Annotated in this window: 11 protein-coding genes; 1 reads left to right on the top strand and 10 read right to left on the bottom strand. The window is 71.6% G+C overall.

The window, feature by feature from the left end; genetic code table 11:
* Positions 1–31 precede the first annotated feature (31 nt).
* From CO540_RS00820 to araB, 3 genes are read right to left on the bottom strand one after another with little or no spacing between them, the layout of a single operon-like run.
* Entirely contained in the window at positions 32–1,024 is a 993-nt protein-coding gene (locus CO540_RS00820; protein WP_091573861.1) for an ABC transporter substrate-binding protein, read from the bottom strand.
* Positions 1,021–1,776, bottom strand: a complete 756-nt coding sequence (locus CO540_RS00815; RefSeq protein WP_245666300.1) for an L-ribulose-5-phosphate 4-epimerase — start codon at positions 1,774–1,776, stop codon at positions 1,021–1,023. The genes CO540_RS00820 and CO540_RS00815 overlap by 4 nt, the downstream gene beginning before the upstream one ends.
* Complete coding sequence (gene araB, locus CO540_RS00810; RefSeq protein ID WP_099160445.1) at positions 1,773–3,452, bottom strand: ribulokinase; 1,680 nt, start codon at positions 3,450–3,452, stop codon at positions 1,773–1,775. Before araB ends, CO540_RS00815 begins: the two co-directional genes overlap by 4 nt.
* A 646-nt stretch (positions 3,453–4,098) precedes the next feature.
* On the opposite strand from araB, the gene CO540_RS00805 reads away from it, so the two are divergent.
* Positions 4,099–5,751, top strand: coding sequence for a glycoside hydrolase family 27 protein (locus CO540_RS00805; protein WP_099160443.1), 1,653 nt, complete (start codon positions 4,099–4,101; stop codon positions 5,749–5,751).
* Between the two features lie 59 nt (positions 5,752–5,810).
* Here the strand turns inward: CO540_RS00805 and mmsB are convergent, their stop codons facing one another.
* The 7 genes from mmsB to rph all read right to left on the bottom strand — a co-directional run bounded on the left by mmsB (position 5,811) and on the right by rph (position 15,816).
* The gene (gene mmsB, locus CO540_RS00800) at positions 5,811–7,061 is read right to left on the bottom strand and encodes a multiple monosaccharide ABC transporter permease (protein WP_099160441.1); all 1,251 of its coding nucleotides are present in this window, start codon (positions 7,059–7,061) and stop codon (positions 5,811–5,813) included.
* Positions 7,058–8,596 carry a multiple monosaccharide ABC transporter ATP-binding protein gene (gene mmsA / locus CO540_RS00795; RefSeq protein WP_099160439.1) on the bottom strand — a complete coding sequence of 513 codons (1,539 nt, stop codon included), beginning with the start codon at positions 8,594–8,596 and terminating at the stop codon, positions 7,058–7,060. Before mmsA ends, mmsB begins: the two co-directional genes overlap by 4 nt.
* A 79-nt stretch (positions 8,597–8,675) precedes the next feature.
* Positions 8,676–9,815, bottom strand: coding sequence for a multiple monosaccharide ABC transporter substrate-binding protein (gene chvE / locus CO540_RS00790; protein ID WP_099160437.1), 1,140 nt, complete (start codon positions 9,813–9,815; stop codon positions 8,676–8,678).
* Between the two features lie 195 nt (positions 9,816–10,010).
* Positions 10,011–11,366 (bottom strand): endo-1,4-beta-xylanase, encoded by a 1,356-nt coding sequence (locus tag CO540_RS00785; protein ID WP_099160436.1) that lies wholly within the window; start codon positions 11,364–11,366, stop codon positions 10,011–10,013.
* 165 nt (positions 11,367–11,531) lie between these two features.
* Positions 11,532–12,626, bottom strand: a complete 1,095-nt coding sequence (locus CO540_RS00780) for a 12-oxophytodienoate reductase (RefSeq protein WP_099160434.1) — start codon at positions 12,624–12,626, stop codon at positions 11,532–11,534.
* A 44-nt stretch (positions 12,627–12,670) separates the two neighbouring features.
* Positions 12,671–13,039, bottom strand: a complete 369-nt coding sequence (locus CO540_RS00775; RefSeq protein ID WP_091573854.1) for a MerR family transcriptional regulator — start codon at positions 13,037–13,039, stop codon at positions 12,671–12,673.
* A gap of 173 nt (positions 13,040–13,212) precedes the next feature.
* On the bottom strand, positions 13,213–15,816 hold the full coding sequence (rph, locus tag CO540_RS00770; protein WP_099160432.1) for a rifamycin-inactivating phosphotransferase: 2,604 nt from the start codon (positions 15,814–15,816) through the stop codon (positions 13,213–13,215).
* Positions 15,817–16,169: the final 353 nt, after the last annotated feature.

Here is a 16,169-nt window from a genome sequence, read left to right as displayed (position 1 = left end):
CGTCGGCGCGACGGCGACCCCCGCGGGTGGGTCAGTACTTGCGGTTGGGCAGCGCCTCCTTGGCCTGCTCCTGGGTGAAGGTGGTCTCCTCGGTCTCGATCCGGGCCGGGACCTCCTCGCCGGCCTTGACCTTCTTGACCAGGTCCATCAGCTGCGGGCCGAGCAGCGGGCTGCACTCGGCGATGAAGTTGAACTTGCCGTCCGCGAGCGCCTGCATGCCGTCCTTCACCGCGTCGACGGTGATGATGGTGATGTCCTTGCCGGGCACCTTGCCCGCCGCGGTGATCGCCTCCAGCGCGCCCAGACCCATGTCGTCGTTGTGGGCGAAGAGCACGTCGATCTTCGGGTTGGCCTTGAGGAACTGCTCCATCACCTGCTTGCCGCCGGCGCGGGTGAAGTCACCGGACTGCGAGGCGATGATCTTCAGGTTGGGGTTGGCCGCGATCGCGCCGGCGAAGCCCTCCTTGCGGTCGTTCGCCGGCGCCGAGCCGGTGGTGCCCTGCAGCTCGACGATGTTGACCGGGCCGGACGCCGACTTCTTCTGCTCCACCAGCCACTCGCCGGCGAGCCGTCCCTCCTTCTTGAAGTCCGAGCCGAGGAACGTCTTGTAGAGCGACTTGTCGGCCGAGTCGACCGCGCGGTCGGTCAGGATCACCGGGATCTTGGCGTCCTTGGCCTCCTTCAGCACGGTGTCCCAGCCGGACTCGACGACCGGCGAGAAGGCGATGACGTCGACCTTCTGCTGGATGAAGTTGCGGATCGCCTTGATCTGGTTCTCCTGCTTCTGCTGCGCGTCGTCGAACTTCAGCTCGATGCCGGCCTCGCCCGCCGCCTCCTTGATCGAGGTGGTGTTCGCGGTGCGCCAGCCGCTCTCCGCGCCGACCTGGGAGAAGCCCAGGACGATCTTGTCGTCGCCGCCGGACCCGCCGCCGGTGTCGCTGTTGCCGCAGGCGACCATGCCGCCGGCGAGCAGCACGCCGGCGAGGGCCGCGATGACGGTGCGTGCCGTGCTCCTGGTTCTCATCGGTTCTCCTCGTGGTGGGGTGAGCCGGACGCGCGGCCGGCAGGGCCGGCACGACCGGGTGTGGTGGTGGGGTCGGTGGTCGGGCGTTGGCCGTAGACGTTCTGGTAGCGGTCGTGCAGCGCGTCGACGTCGGCCGCCGCGATCGGCAGCGGCGGCCCGAGCGCGCGGGCCAGGTGGGCGGTGCGGGCCACGTCCTCGCACATCACCGCGGCCTTGACCGCCGCCCGGGCGTCCCGGCCGATGGTGAAGACGCCGTGGTTGCGCATGAGCACCGCGGGCGAGCGGTGCCCGGCCAGGGTGCTGACGATCCCCTTGCCGATGTCGTCGCCGCCGATCAGGGCGAACGGCCCGACCGGGATCTCGCCGCCGAACTCGTCGGCCTGGGCGGTCAGCCAGCACGGGATCGCCTCGCCCCGCGCCGCCCACGCGGTGGCGTAGCCGCTGTGGGTGTGCACCACACCGCCGACCTCGGGCATCGCCCGGTAGACGTACGCGTGCGCGGCGGTGTCGCTCGACGGCGAGCCGCCGCCGTCCACGACGGTGCCGCCGAGGTCGCAGACCACCATCGTGTCGGCGGTCAGATCGTCGTAGTCCACCCCGCTGGGCTTGATGACCATCAGCTCCTGCCCGGGAACGCGGGCCGAGACGTTGCCGGCGGTCCAGGCCACCAGGTCGTAGCGGGTCAGCTCGCGGTGCAGCCGGGCCACGGTCTCGCGCACCGCGGCGACCTGCCGGGCGACGTCGGCGTTCATCCGATCACCTCCAGAACCGGGTCGGTCCGCGCGGCGGCGTCCCGCGCCGCGTTCCGGATCGCCCGCAGGCGGAGCATCACGTCGTCACCGCCGCGGCCGAAGTGGTCGTGCAGCGCGCGGTACTCGGCGTAGAGCGCGTCGTAGGCCCGGACGTTCTCCGGTACGGGCCGGTAGACGCCCTCGTCCACCCGCCCCATCGCGGCCGACGCCTCGTGGATCGTCGGGTACGCGCCGGCGGCGACCGCCGCGTGGATCGCGGACCCGAGCGCCGGCCCCTGGGCGGAGCCGATGATGCCGAGCGGACGGTTGGTGACGTCGGCGTAGATCTGCATCAGCAGCCGGTTCGAGGTGAGCCCGCCGGCGACCACCAGGTCGTCGACCGGCACGCCCGCCTCGGCGAACGCCTCGATGATCATCCGGGTGCCGTACGCGGTGGCCTCCAGCAGGGCGCGGTAGACGTCCGGCGGCCGGGTGGCCAGCGTCAGCCCGACGACCAGCCCGCTGAGGTCGTGGTTGACCAGCAACGACCGGTTGCCGTTCCACCAGTCCAGCGCGACCAGACCGTGCGCGCCGACCGGTTGGGCGGCGGCCAGCTCGGTGAGCCGCTCGTGCGAGTCCAGACCCGCCGGGGCGGCGTTGCTGACGAACCAGCCGAAGATGTCACCCACGCCGCTCTGCCCGGCCTCGAAGCCCCAGGCGCCGGGGCTGATGCCGCCGTCGACCACACCGCACATGCCCGGCACCTCGGCCGGGTGGGTGCCGTTGAGCACGTGGCAGGTGGACGTCCCCATGATCGCCACCAGCCGACCCGGGCGCAGTGCCTGCGCGGCGGCGGCGGTGACGTGCGCGTCGACGTTGCCCACGGCGACCGCGATGCCCTCGGGCAGCCCGGTCCAGGCCGCCGCCCGGGCGCCGAGCGTGCCCGCCCGCGCGCCCAGCGGCAGCAGCGGACCGTCCAGTTTGGCGACGAAGTCGGTGAAGCCGGGGTCGAGCGCGCCGAGGTAGTCCGCCGACGGGTACCGGCCGTCCTGCCGGATGCCCTTGTAGCCCGCGGTGCAGGCGTTGCGGGTCTCCACCCCGCACAGCTCCCAGACGATCCAGTCGGCGGCCTCGACGAAGCGCTCGGCCCGGCGATAGACCTCGGGATCCTCGGTGCGGATCTGCAACCCCTTGGCGAACTGCCACTCGGCGGAGATCTTGCCGCCGTAGCGGCCGATCCACGGCTCGCCCCGCTCGTGGGCGAGGGCGTTGATCCGGTCGGCCTGCGGCTGGGCGGCGTGGTGCTTCCACAGCTTCACCCAGGCGTGCGGCCGGTGCCGCAGCTCCGGCACCTCGCACAGCGGGGTGCCGTCGGCGAGGGTCGGCAGGACGGTGCAGGCGGTGAAGTCGGTGCCGATGCCGACGACCAGGGCCGGATCCACGCCGGCGACGGCCAGCGCGGCGGGCACCGCCTCGCGCAGCACGTCGCGGTAGTCGTCGGGGTCCTGGAGCGCCCAGTCCGGCGGCAGCGCCGGGCCGCCGTCGGGCAGGGCCGACTCGATGACCCCGTGACGGTAGTCGTGCACCGCCGTGCCGACCTCCGCGCCGTCGCGCACCCGCACCACGAGCGCCCGCCCGGACAGCGTGCCGAAATCGACCCCGACCACGTACCGGTCGGCCGCGTCCACTTCGCTCATCTGCACCTCCGCCGCATCACGGAGGTTAGTGTTAGCGCTCACATATACATCCGTCAAGACACCTCTGCGCAACAGCTACGTAACGGGGAGCGCGATCGGGTGAGCGATCACTACGGTGGGCACCGGACCGGCGGGGCCGCCGTGCGGACGAGATCCCCGACACTCCGCGGCGACGGTCGGTCCAGGTGCGGAATCGCACCGGTGTTAGCGAAAACATCGTGCGTCTCTGGTGATCACTGCAAGGGTTCGGTCGACAACCCTCGGGATCCGCCCGTCGACGCCCCCGGCGAGCCGACAGAGGGCCTTTCAGCGGCCATTTCCCCGTCCACACCCACTCCGGCGAGGTGCCGGCCACCCCGCCGGGCGGAGCCCTTTGCTATTTACAGGCTTTTATGTCAGCGATAACATCCGCGGCATCACCGCACCGGCGTGGCACTCCGTGGACGACCCCGCACCGCAGCGCGGCGGCGACGGACGACGACCCGGGTGACCGCCGGACCCACCACCCGGAGCGGCCGACCGCGATCCGCCGACCCGTCCCGAACGCCGCGCCGTCTCGTCCCGGGCCGGCGCGCTGGCCGGCGACAGGCGGGCCGCTCCGCCGCGGCCGTCGGCACGGCCGGCGTCCGCCCAGCGAGGAGGATCAGTGCGCAGACGGACACGATGGATGCTGGCCGCCCTGGGCGTCACGGCGGTGACGCTCGCGGCCACCGTCACCGACGGGGTCATGGCCCCACGCCCGGCCCGGGCGCTCGACAACGGCGTCGCGCGCACCCCGCCGATGGGGTGGAACACCTGGAACACCTTCGGCTGCAACATCAACGAAACCCTCATCCGGCAGACCGCCGACGCGATCGTCGCGAACGGGCTGCGCGACCTCGGGTACAGGTACGTCGTGGTCGACGACTGCTGGTTCGACCCCAACCGGGACGCCCAGGGCAACCTGCAGGCCCACCCGCAGCGGTTCCCGAGCGGGATGAAGGCGCTCGGCGACTACCTGCACGCCCGGGGACTGCTGTTCGGCATCTACCAGGTGCCGCTGGACAAGACCTGCGCCCAGGTCGGCGGCGCCTTTCCCGGCGCCACCGGCAGCCTCAACCACGAGTACCAGGACGCGCGGCAGTTCGCCGCGTGGGGCGTGGACTACCTCAAGTACGACTGGTGCTCCTCCACCGGGACGATCAACGACCAGGTGGCCAGGTTCGGCATCATGCGCGACGCGCTGGCGTCCACCGGCCGGCAGATCGTCTACAGCATCAACCCGAACAGCTACCACGCCAAGACCGGGCCGCAGCGCAACTGGAGCGACGTGGCGAACCTCTGGCGCACCACCGAGGACATCACCAACGCGTGGAACACCGGCCAGACCAACGGCTACCCGATGGGGATCCAGAACATCGTCGACGTCACCGTGCCCCTGGCCGGCTACGCCGCCCCCGGCGGGTTCAACGACCCCGACATGCTGGAGGTCGGCCGGGGCGGCATGACCGACACCGAGATGCGCAGCCACTTCGCGCTCTGGTCGGTCCTGGCCGCGCCGCTGATGATGGGCCACGACGCGCGGTCGACGAACGCGGCCACGCTGGCCATCCTGCGCAACCAGAACCTGGTCGCGATCAACCAGGACACGCTCGGCCGTCAGGCGGTCCAGATCGCCAACGACGGCACCCGGCGGGTGCTGGCCAAGCCGCTGGCCAACGGCGACGTCGCGGTCGCCCTGTTCAACCAGGGCAGCAGCACCACGACCGTCTCCACCACGGCCGCGGCGGTGGGCAAGAACGGCAGCTCGTTCACCCTGCGCGACGCCTGGACCGACGCCACCACCAGCACCTCGGGCGCGATCTCCGCCAGCGTGCCGGCCCACGGCACGGTGGTCTACCGGGTCAGCGGCGGCACCACCACCCCGCCGCCCACCCCGACCACGTTCCGGCTGCGCAGCGAGTCGGCCGGGCGCTGCCTCGACGTCGACAACTCCGGTACCGCCAACGGCACCGGCACGCTGGTCTGGGACTGTCACGGCAACCCGAACCAGCAGTTCACCGCCACCGGGCAGGCGTTGCAGGTGCTGGGCAAGTGCCTGGACGTGCCGACGAGCGCGAGCGCCGGCACGCGGGTGCAGATCTGGGACTGCAACGGCGGCACGAACCAGCAGTGGACGTTCAACGGCAACGGCACGGTGAGCAACGTCCGCTTCCCGTCGCTGTGCCTGGACGTGGAGAACGGCGGCACCGCCAACGGCAGCCGGGTGATCGTCTGGACCTGTCACGGCAACACCAACCAGCGGTGGAGCCGGGCCTGACCGACGCCGGTAGGTGACCGAACGGCCGGCCGGACGGCACGTGACCGTCCGGCCGGTCGTCACCGGGCGCCCGCGGCGCGGCGCTTGTTCCAGATGTCGAACGCCACCGCGACGAGCAGGACCAGGCCCTTCACCACCGACTGCACGGACTGGTCGACGCCCATGAGCTGCATGCCGTTGCTCATCACCGCCATGATCAGGCCACCGACCATGGCGCCGACCACGGTGCCGACCCCGCCGGTGACCGCCGCGCCGCCGATAAACGCCGCCGCGATCGCGTCCAGCTCGAACATGTTGCCCGCCGCCGGCTGGGCCCCGTTGGAGCGGGAGGAGTAGATCACCCCGGCCACGGCGGAGAGGAAGCCCATGTTGACGAAGACCCAGAAGTTGACGGTCTTCACCCGCACGCCGGACAGCGTCGCCGCCGGCAGGTTGCCGCCGATCGCGTACACCTGCCGGCCGAACACCGTGCGGCGGGTGAGCAGGCCGTAGACCAGCACCAGCACGGCCAGGACGATCAGCACGATCGGCAGGCCCCGGGCGTGGGCGAGCTGCCAGGCGAACCACATGACGACCGCGCCGACCACCGCCACCCGGAGGACGAACAGCGGGAACGACTCGACCGGCTGTTCGTGCCGCACCCGGGCCACCCGGGTGCGGAAGACGCTGGCGGCGTAACCGACCACCGCGAAGGCGCCGATGAACAGCGTGAACGCGTCGAACCCCTGCCCGCCGAGAAGCCCGTTGAGGAACCCGGCGGCCACCCGCTGGTATTCCTCCGGGAAGGGCGAGAGCGAGATGTTGTCCAGCACCCGCAGCGTCAGCCCGCGGAACAGCAGCATGCCGGCCAGGGTGACGATGAAGGCCGGGATCCCGGCGTACGCGACCCAGAGGCCGTGCCACGCGCCCACCGCGACGCCCACGGCGAGCGCGGCGAGGACGCCCGCCCACCAGGGCAGGCCCTCCCGGATGACGAGCACCGCCGAGACCGCGCCGGTGAGCGCCACCACCGACCCCACGGACAGGTCGATGTGCCCGCCGATGATCACGATGACCATGCCGATCGCGAGCACCAGGATGTAGGAGTACTGGAGCACGATGTTGGTGATGTTGCCCGGGCTGAGCGAGACGCCGTCGGTGAGGACCGCGAACAGCGCGACGATCACCACCAGGGCGATGTAGATGCCGCTCTGGCGCAGGTTGCCGAGGATCAGCGTGCGGGGGTCGCTGGTCCCGGTGTGCAGGGTGGCGGTCGCCCCGGCGTCGGGCGCGGCCACCTTCGGGGAGCTGGAGGGCTTCGTGCTGGTCATCCGACGCGATCCCTGTCCTTGGTCATGAGTTCCATCAGGTTCTCCTGGGTGGCCTCGCCCACCGGCAGCTCGCCGGTGATCCGACCGGCCGCCAGGGTGTAGATGCGGTCGCACATGCCCAGCAGCTCGGGCAGCTCGGAGGAGATGACGACGACGGCCTTCCCGTCCGCCACCAGGCGGTTGACGATCGTGTAGATCTCGAACTTCGCTCCCACGTCGATGCCCCGGGTCGGTTCGTCCAGGATCAACACGTCGGGGTCGGTGAACAGCCACTTCGCCAGCACGACCTTCTGCTGGTTGCCACCGGAGAGCTTGCCCACCGACGCCATCACCGTCGGCGTCTTGATGTTCATGTCGCGCCGCCCCCGCTCGGCGACGTCGATCTCCCGGTTGCCGTCGATCCAGCCGTGCCGGGCCAGCTTGCCGAGAGCGGCGGCCGAGATGTTGCCGCGCACGTCGTCGATCAGGTTCAGGCCGTAGTGCTTGCGGTCCTCGGTGGCGTAGGCGATGCCGTTCGCGATGGCCTCGGCCACCGTCCGGACCCGCACCTGGCGGCCGTTGACGTAGAGCCGTCCGCTGATCTCCCGCCCGTACGCGCGGCCGAACACGCTCATCGCCAGTTCGGTGCGGCCGGCGCCCATCAGGCCGGCGATGCCGACCACCTCGCCGGCGCGCACGGAGAGCGAGGCCCGGTCGACCACCAGCCGGTCCTGGGTCGGATGACGCACCGTCCAGTCCTCGATCCGCAGCACCTCGGCCCCGGGCGTCACCGACCGGGGTGGGTAGAACGCGGACAGGTCGCGCCCGACCATGCCGCGGATGATCCGCTCCTGCGTCACGGCGCCGTCGCGCATGTCGAGCGTCTCGACCGTCCGACCGTCCCGGATCACCGTGGTGGAGTCGGCGACCGCCGTGATCTCACCCAGCTTGTGCGAGATCATGATGCAGGTGATGCCCTGGTCGCGGAGCCGGCGCATCAGGTCCAGCAGGTGTGCCGAGTCGACGTCGTTGAGTGCCGCGGTCGGCTCGTCCAGGATGAGCAGTCGCACCTTCTTGGACAGCGCCTTGGCGATCTCGACCAGTTGCTGCTTGCCCACCCCGAGCTGGACCACCGGGGTGACCGGGTTCTCGTGCAACCCGACCTCGCGCAGCAGCGCCGCCGCCTCGGCGTTGGTCCGGTGCCAGTCGATGAGCCCGCCGCGGCCCCGGCGCTCGTTGCCGAGGAAGATGTTCTCGGCGATCGACAGGTACGGCACCAGCGCCAGTTCCTGGTGGATGATCACGATGCCGCAGGACTCGCTGTCCCGGATCCCGCGGAAGTCGACCGGCTCGCCGTCGAAGACGATCTCCCCGTCGTAGCTGCCGGTCGGGTACACCCCGGACAGCACCTTCATCAGGGTGGACTTGCCGGCGCCGTTCTCGCCGCAGATCGCGTGGATCTCGCCGCGCCGCACGGCGAGCGAGACGTCCTGGAGCGCCGCCACCCCGGGAAAGGTCTTCGTGATGTTCCGCATGTCGAGGATGTGATCGCTCATGGCAACCGTCCTGGTCGTGGCCGTCGGGTCCGCTGCTGGCGGGCCCGGCGGCGGCGTCCGCCCCGGGCCCGCCGGGCGGTCACCCGGCTCGTCCGGCGGCGACCTCCTGGGCCGTCAGGTAGCCGGAGTCGATCAGCACCGACTGGATGTCGTCCTTGTAGACGGTCTGCACCGGCAGCAGGAACGACGGCACGACCTTGACCCCGTTGTCGTACGTCTTGGTGTCGTTCGCCTTGGGCTGCTCCTTCTTGAGGAACGCCTCGGCGGCGACCACGGCCTGGTCGGCCAGCAGGCGGGTGTCCTTGAAGACGGTCGAGCTCTGCACGCCGTCGTTGATCAGCTTGACCGAGGCGACCTCGGCGTCCTGGCCGGTGACGACCGGCATCTTCTTGGCGCCGCCGCGGTAGCCGGCGTTCTGCAGGGCGGTGATGATGCCCCGGGACAGGCCGTCGAACGGCGACAGCACCCCGTCGACCTTGCCGCCGTCGTTGTAGCTGGAGGTGAGCAGATCCTCCATCCGTTTCTGCGCGGTCTCCTGCTGCCAGCGCAGGATGGCCACCTGCTCGATCTTCGTCTGGCCGGACTTCACCTTCAGCGTGCCGGCGTCCAGGTACGGCTTGAGCGTGTCCATGGCGCCGCTGAAGAAGAAGTGGGCGTTGTTGTCGTCCAGGGAGCCGGCGAACAGCTCGATGTTGAACGGACCGGCGGCGGAGCCCTTCGAGCCGTCCTTGTTCTGCAGCCCGAGACCGACCAGCAGCGCGTTGGCCTGCGCCACGCCGACCTTGTAGTTGTCGAAGCTGACGTAGAAGTCGACGTTCGGGCTGTTGCGGATGAGCCGGTCGTAGGAGATGACCGGGATCTTCGCGTTGGCCGCCGCCTGGAGCTGGCCGCTGAGCGCGGTGCCGTCGATCGCGGCGATGACCAGCACGTCCGCGCCCTGGGTGATCATCTGATCGATCTGCTGCGACTGGGTGGGGATCTCGTCCCCGGCGTACTGCAGGTCCACTTTGTAGCCCTTGGCCTGCAACTTCTCCTTCACCGAGTTGCCGTCGGCGATCCACCGCTCGGAGGTCTGCGTCGGCATCGACACGCCGATGGTGAGGTCACCGGGCTCGGCCCCCTTGGTGTCCCCGCCGCCTCCCGCGCCCTCTCCACTGCACGCGGCCAGGCTGACCGCGATCGCCACGCCGCCCAGAGCGGCCAGAAAACGTCTGCGCACGAGCCTCATCTCCCCTCCACTGCCGGAACCGCACCGGTATCCCCTCCGGAGTGTTAACGCTCACAAGTTGCAGCGTCAACCGATCGGACGAAACGCATATGTCTCGGTCTCGTAACAGGAGTCGACGCGGGCGGCGGCGAGCGGCACCGCGAAGGGGCGGCGCGAGGGTCGTCGCGCCGCCCCTTCGGCGGGTGGTCAGGCGGCGGCGCAGGTGGGCGTCATGCCCGAACCGCTGCCGTTGCCCTGGAACCCGAACTCCGTGCTCTGCCCGGCGCCGAGCTGGCCGTTGTAGTCCACATTGGCGAACCGGACCGTGCCCGTGCTGCCGCTGGCCGTGGCGCTCCACGTGTTGGTGACGCTCGCGCTACCGGGCAGCGTCATGGTGACCGTCCAGCCCCGGGTGCCACCCGAACCGGCGGTCACCCGGACCGTGGCCACGAACCCGCCGGTCCACGAGTTCAGCGACACCGACGCCGAGCACCCGCCCTGCGTCGGCGGCGGCGAGGTGGTGGTGGGCGGCGGCGACGTGGTGTTCGGCGGCGGGGTGGTGGTCCCGCCGGCGTTGAGCGCGTTGAGCACCGAGGTGTACGCGGCCTTCTTGTTCCCGGCACAGTCGAACAGCAGCGCGTTGTCCGAACCGCGCCACGAGTCGCAGTCACGCACTCCCCACACCGTGATGCCGGTGCACCGCGACACGGCGAGGCAGGCGCGGGTGACCGTGCCGTAGATGTTCGCCTGGTTGCCGCCGGTCGTCACGTCCAGCTCGGTGATCTGCACGTCCACGCCCAGGTCGGCGAAGCGCTGGAGGTTGGCCTGGTAGTCACCCGGGATCGTGGTGCCCAGGTGCGACTGGAAGCCGACGCAGTCGATCGGCACGCCCCGGGACCTGAAGTCGCGGACCATGTTGTAGACGCCTGTCGACTTCGCGTTGATCCCGTCGGTGTTGTAGTCGTTGTAGCAGAGCTTCGCGCCCGGGTCGGCGGCCCGCGCGGCCCGGAAGGCCGCCTCGATCCAGTCGTTGCCGGTGCGCTGGAGGTTGGAGTCCCGGCGCCCGCCGGAGCCGCCGTCGGCGAACGCCTCGTTCACCACGTCCCAGGCGTAGATCTGGCCCCGGAAGTGGGTGGCCACCTGGGTGACGTGGTTGATCGCCGCGTTGCGCAACGCGCTGCCGGACAGCCCCTGCGCCCAGCTCGGCTGCTGCGCGTGCCAGAGCAGCGTGTGACCGCGCACGCTCATGCCGTTGGCCCGGGCGTGGCTGACCAGCCGGTCACCGCCGGTGTAGCTGAACCGCCCCTGCTGGGGCTCGGTGGCGTCCCACTTCATCTCGTTCTCGGCCACCACGGAGTTGAACTCGCGGTTCAGGACGGTCGAGTACGTGCTGTCGGACAGTTTGCCGGTGGCGACCGCGGCGCCGAAGTAGCGGCCCTTCTCGGCCGCCGCCGCGCGCAGCGTCGTGCCGGCGTCGGCGGCGGGGGCCAGCGCCACCGCCATGCCGGCCGCCAGCGCGCCGGCCAGCAGGCCGGTGGACAGCAGGGCTCTCGTTGGTCTCATACGGATTCCTCTTCCGGGATTGCGACGGTGGTGATGCGACGCCTCGACCCGTTTCCGGCGGTGGTGTCGAGGTCCGACCAGCACGGCTCGCCCGGTGAGCCCTGCGGTGCTCCTGCCCTGCCATCGACTGTGAGCGATAACATCCGCCCCGTCAAGCCCGGCGGGCTAGGGATACACGTCCTCGTGCGCCTTGCGGTAGTCCGCGATCTCCGCCAGGCGGCCGGTCGCCGCGAGTGTCGCCCAGGCCGGGTTGCCGAGCAGCGCGCGACCCACGGCGACCAGGTCGAACTCCCCGCCGACCAGCCGGCTCGCGAGGCCGGAGACCGATTCCGGGCCACCCGGACGCAGGAACTCGCGGGTCAGTCCCACCGAGCCCACGGTGATCGACGGCAGGCCGGTGAGCCGTTTCGCCCAACCGGCCAGGTTCAGCGCCGAGCCGGCGAACGCCGGCTGCCAGAACCGGCGCTGCGAGGCGTGCAGGACGCCCGCGCCCGCGTCCGCGAACGCGGTGAGGATCTCCGCCAGCTCGGCCGGGGTCTCGGCGATGCGGGCGTCGAAGGCGCGCTCCTTGAACTGCGAGAACCGCACGATCACCGGACGGTCCGCCGAAAACTGTTCGCGCACCGCGCGCACGACCTCGGCCGGGAAGGCCGCCCGCCGCGCCGGTGAGCCGCCGTACCGGTCGGTCCGCCGGTTGGTGTACGGCCAGAGGAACTCGTCCAGCAGGTACCCGTGCGCGGCGTGGATCTCCACGGCGTCGAAGCCGACCCGGCCGGCCGCCCGCGCCGCGGCCGCGTACGCCGCCAGCAGCTCGTCGGCGTCGGAGAGCGTCATCGCGCAGGCGGCCGGCCGCCCCGGTTCCGGCACGCCGGACGGCGTCCACGCCGGGCGGCCGTCCACCGGCTCGCGCAGGCTGCCCAGGTGCCACAGCTGGGCGGCGATCCGGCCGCCGGCGGCGTGGACCGCCTCGACCACGCGCCGCCAGCCGGCCTCGGCCGGGCCGGGCGTCAGCCTCGGCACCGTGTCCTCGTGGCCGGCGCTGGGGTGGTCCACCAGGACGCCCTCGGTGACGATCAGCCCGATGCCCTGCTCGGCGCGCCGCCGGTAGTAGTCGGCCGCCTCCGGGGCGGGCACCCCGCCGGGCGCGCGGTTGCGGGTCATCGGGGCCATGACGATTCGCGATCTCAGCGGCATCCCGGCGACGGTGGCGGGTTCGAGCAGGGCGGCCACCGGTGAAACGGTGTCGACGGTTGCGGTCATGGCCCGACCGTAGGAGGTGACACCGGTGTCAGGGGCAAGCCCGTTCAGGCGGCCGGTGTCGCGGCCTCCCCGGGGACGGTCATGTCGGCGACCACGTCGTCGAGCACCGACACGGCGTGCGCGAGACGGGCCATCTCGGCGACCATCCGGGACCGCTCCTCGCGCAGCCGGTCGGTGAGCCACCCGGTGCGGATGTCGGGATTGGTGACGCAGGGCAGCAGCTCGGACATCCGCCGGCTGCTCAACCCGGCGTCGAAGAGCCGCCGGATGAGGTCGACCCGCTCGACCGCCGACTCCGCGAACACCCGCTGTCCGCCGGCGTTGCGTACGGCCGCGAGCAGGCCCTGCTGCTCGTAGTACCGGATCGACCGGGCACTGACCCCGGTGCGTGCCGACAGCTCCCCGATGCGCATCACGCCTCCCGTCCGTTCCGACCTGTGCCTCGAGCATGCCAGCCGCCGCCGTGGTGTTCGACTGCCGATCGGGTACGTCTACTCGACGCCGCTCGAATCGCGCGACGTCTTCGCCGGCGGGGTGCGGGAACGCATCCCCGCCGGGTGGTCGACGCCCGGACCGTCCGGGCCGGTCAGGGCAGCAGCTCGACGTAGCCGCCGGAGCCGTGCACCCGGATCCGCTGCCCGTCCCGGATCAGGCGGGTGGCGTCCGGCACGTTCACCACGGCCGGCAGGCCGTACTCGCGGGCGATCACCGCACCGTGGGTCATCTGGCCGCCGACCTCCGTCACCAGGCCGGCGACGGCGACGAACAGGGGTGTCCAGCTGGGATCCGTGTGCGTGGTGACCAGGATGTCGCCCGGTTCGAGCTCGGCGCGGGCCAGGTCCAGGACGACCCGGGCCCGCCCCTCGACGGTCCCGTGCGAGACCGGCAGCCCGACCAGCGCTCCGGCGGGCACGTCGTCGCGCCGGTACGCCCCGGTGAGCGCCTCGCCGTCGGAGGTGAGCACCCGGGGCGGCGTCAGGGTCCGGTGCCACCGGTAGGCGTCCCGGCGCTCGCGGACGAGTCGCCCGTCGATCCGGTGCGTGCGCACCACGTCGCGGAACTCCGCGAGCGTGAGGAAGAAGACGTCCTCCGGGTCGGTGAGCACCCCGTCCCGGACGAGCCGGTCGGCCTCCGCCGTCAACGCCTGCTTGTAGAGGAAGTAGCGGCTGACGATGTCGTACTTCGGGTACTCCCGGTAACCGATGAAGGTCCGGACCCGGTCGATCATGCGGCGGGTCTCGTCGGCCCTGGCCTCCCCGTCCGGCCGGGCCCGCAGCCGGGTCAGCACCTCCCGGGCCTTGCGATCCGCCGCCTGCCGCCCCTGCTCGAAGCGCCGCGCGGCCTCACCCGGGGCGAAGTTCCGCACGTGGTCGAGGATCAGCGGCACGAGGGTGGCCGGACGCTCGCTCCACCGTGGCCGGGTGATGTCGATCTCGCCGACGCACCGCATGCCGTACCGGTCGAGGTACGCCCCGATCGCCTCGCGCGCCTCCGTGCCGCCCGGCAGTCCCGGCAGTTCGTCCAGGAAGTCGTCGTCACCGTCGACTCCCCGCAGGAACGCCACCACCTCGGGATGCGGGCGGATCACGTCGGCGACGTCGAGCAGCGCCAGCCCCATCTCCGAGGTGACGTTCCCGGGCGCGGAGAGGGTCAGCGTGTCGGCCGCGTTCGTCTCGCCCAGCCACTCCCCCAGCTTGTCGTTGAGCCACCAGGTGGCCTCCATGCCCGCCATGATCGCCTGCACGTTCACCGGATCGGCGAGGACCCGCTTGTGCTCGACGAACGCCTCCTCCTCCAGGAAGTCGAACAGCTCCGGCCCGGACCGGGCGCGGATGTCGCGGCGCAGCGCGGCGATGCTGGCGCGGCTGCGCTCGACGAGCGCGGTGACGACGGCCGGGTCGGTCTCCACCGCCGCCGGCGGACCGCCGAACGGCGGCCCGGCGGGGCTGTCCTCCGGCGACGTCGACCCGATGTCCCCGCGCTCCAGGACCGTCTCCAGCGCGTCCCGGGTCAGCGGGTCGGACCGGCTCATCAGGCCGAGGAAGGCGGCCCGGCCCGCCGGCGTGGCCAGGTGCCGGGTGGCGTCGACGAACAGCCGACCGCCGGCCTCGTGCATCGGTGCCATGGCGGTGCGCCGCCACATCGACAGGCCCAGCGGCTTCATCGCGTCGGTCATCATCTGCTGATGGCCGACCGACAGGTAGACGTGGCTCTCGCCGTCGTCGACGGCCGGTAGCGGGAACAGCGTCGTGATCGGTCGGCTCTGGAGGATGTGGAAGTCGTCGTCGACCAGCCCCCACTCGATGTCCTGAGGACGCCCGAAGCCGGCCTCGATCCGCCGGCCCAGCCGCACGAGCCGGACGACCTGCTCGTCGGTGAGCGCGGGCTGCTCCTGCCGCGCCGGGTCGACCTCCTCCTCCCGGGTCCCGCCGCCGGGCAGGGCGTGGACGGCGCGCCGCTTGGCGGCGATCCTGCGGGCCACGATCTGGTCGTCGCGGACGGTGAACACGTCCGGGTCCACCAGCCCCGAGACCAGCGCCTCGCCGAGGCCGAACCCGGCGTCCACGGTGGCGACCCGGCGGTTGCCGGTGACCGGGTCGGCCGTGAACATGATGCCGGCGGCGTCGGGGAACACCATCCGCTGCACGACCACGGCCATCCGCACGCTCCGGTCGTCGACGCCGTTGCGCCGGCGGTAGGTCACCGCCCGCTCGCTGAACAGCGAGGCCCAGCACCGGCTGACGTGCCGGAGGATGTCGGCCGGACCCCGCACGTTCAGGTAGGTGTCCTGCTGGCCCGCGAACGAGGCCGTCGCCCGGTCCTCCGCCGTGGCGCTGGAACGTACGGCGTAGGCGGCGTCGGAGCCGAGGCCGGCCAGCGCCCGGGTGATCTCCGCGGCGACGTCCCCGGGCACGGCGACGTCCTCGATCGCGCGACGGATCTCCGCGCTGAGCGACCGGATCGCCTCCCGGTCCTCCGGCCGCAGCCGGGTGAGCCGGTCGAGCCGGTCGGTGAGGGACGGCGTCTCGGCCGTCACCCGCCGGAAGGCGTCCGTCGTCACGCAGAAACCGGCGGGCACCCGCACGCCGTCGACGCGCGACAAGGCGCCCAGGTGCGCGCCCTTTCCGCCGACGACGGCGACCTGCGTCCCGTCGACCGCGTCGAGGCCCACCACAAACTGTCCGGTCATCGCCGCTCCCCCGTTTTCCCAGCTCAGCCGCGTCCGGCCGACGATTCTGCGGCATGACCGGGGTCTTGCGGCAAGCCCCCGGGTGCGATATACGTTAGAAGTGGCAGGGAGTTGTCTCCCTGCCTTTGCCATGTCCGGCTGCCTCCGGTCGTGTCCGGCTCGGGACGCGCCCGGCCGGTCAGGTGCCACACGCGGCTCGGCTGCCGGTCGGGAGCCGCACGCGCGCCCCGACCCTGCTCTCGGCCGCGGCCGACACGTCCCCGCCGACTCCGTCGGCTCGAACCGTCCCGATATCCCCTATTTGTCGGTAAAGCGATGGTGCGTGAACTCGCTCTCGTTTCCGCGTGGGCGGA

Origin of the sequence: Micromonospora sp. WMMA2032, from assembly GCF_002688545.1 — a bacterium.
GTDB classification, from domain to species: domain Bacteria; phylum Actinomycetota; class Actinomycetes; order Mycobacteriales; family Micromonosporaceae; genus Micromonospora; species Micromonospora sediminicola.
This window is presented reverse-complemented; position numbering and strand designations above follow the sequence as displayed.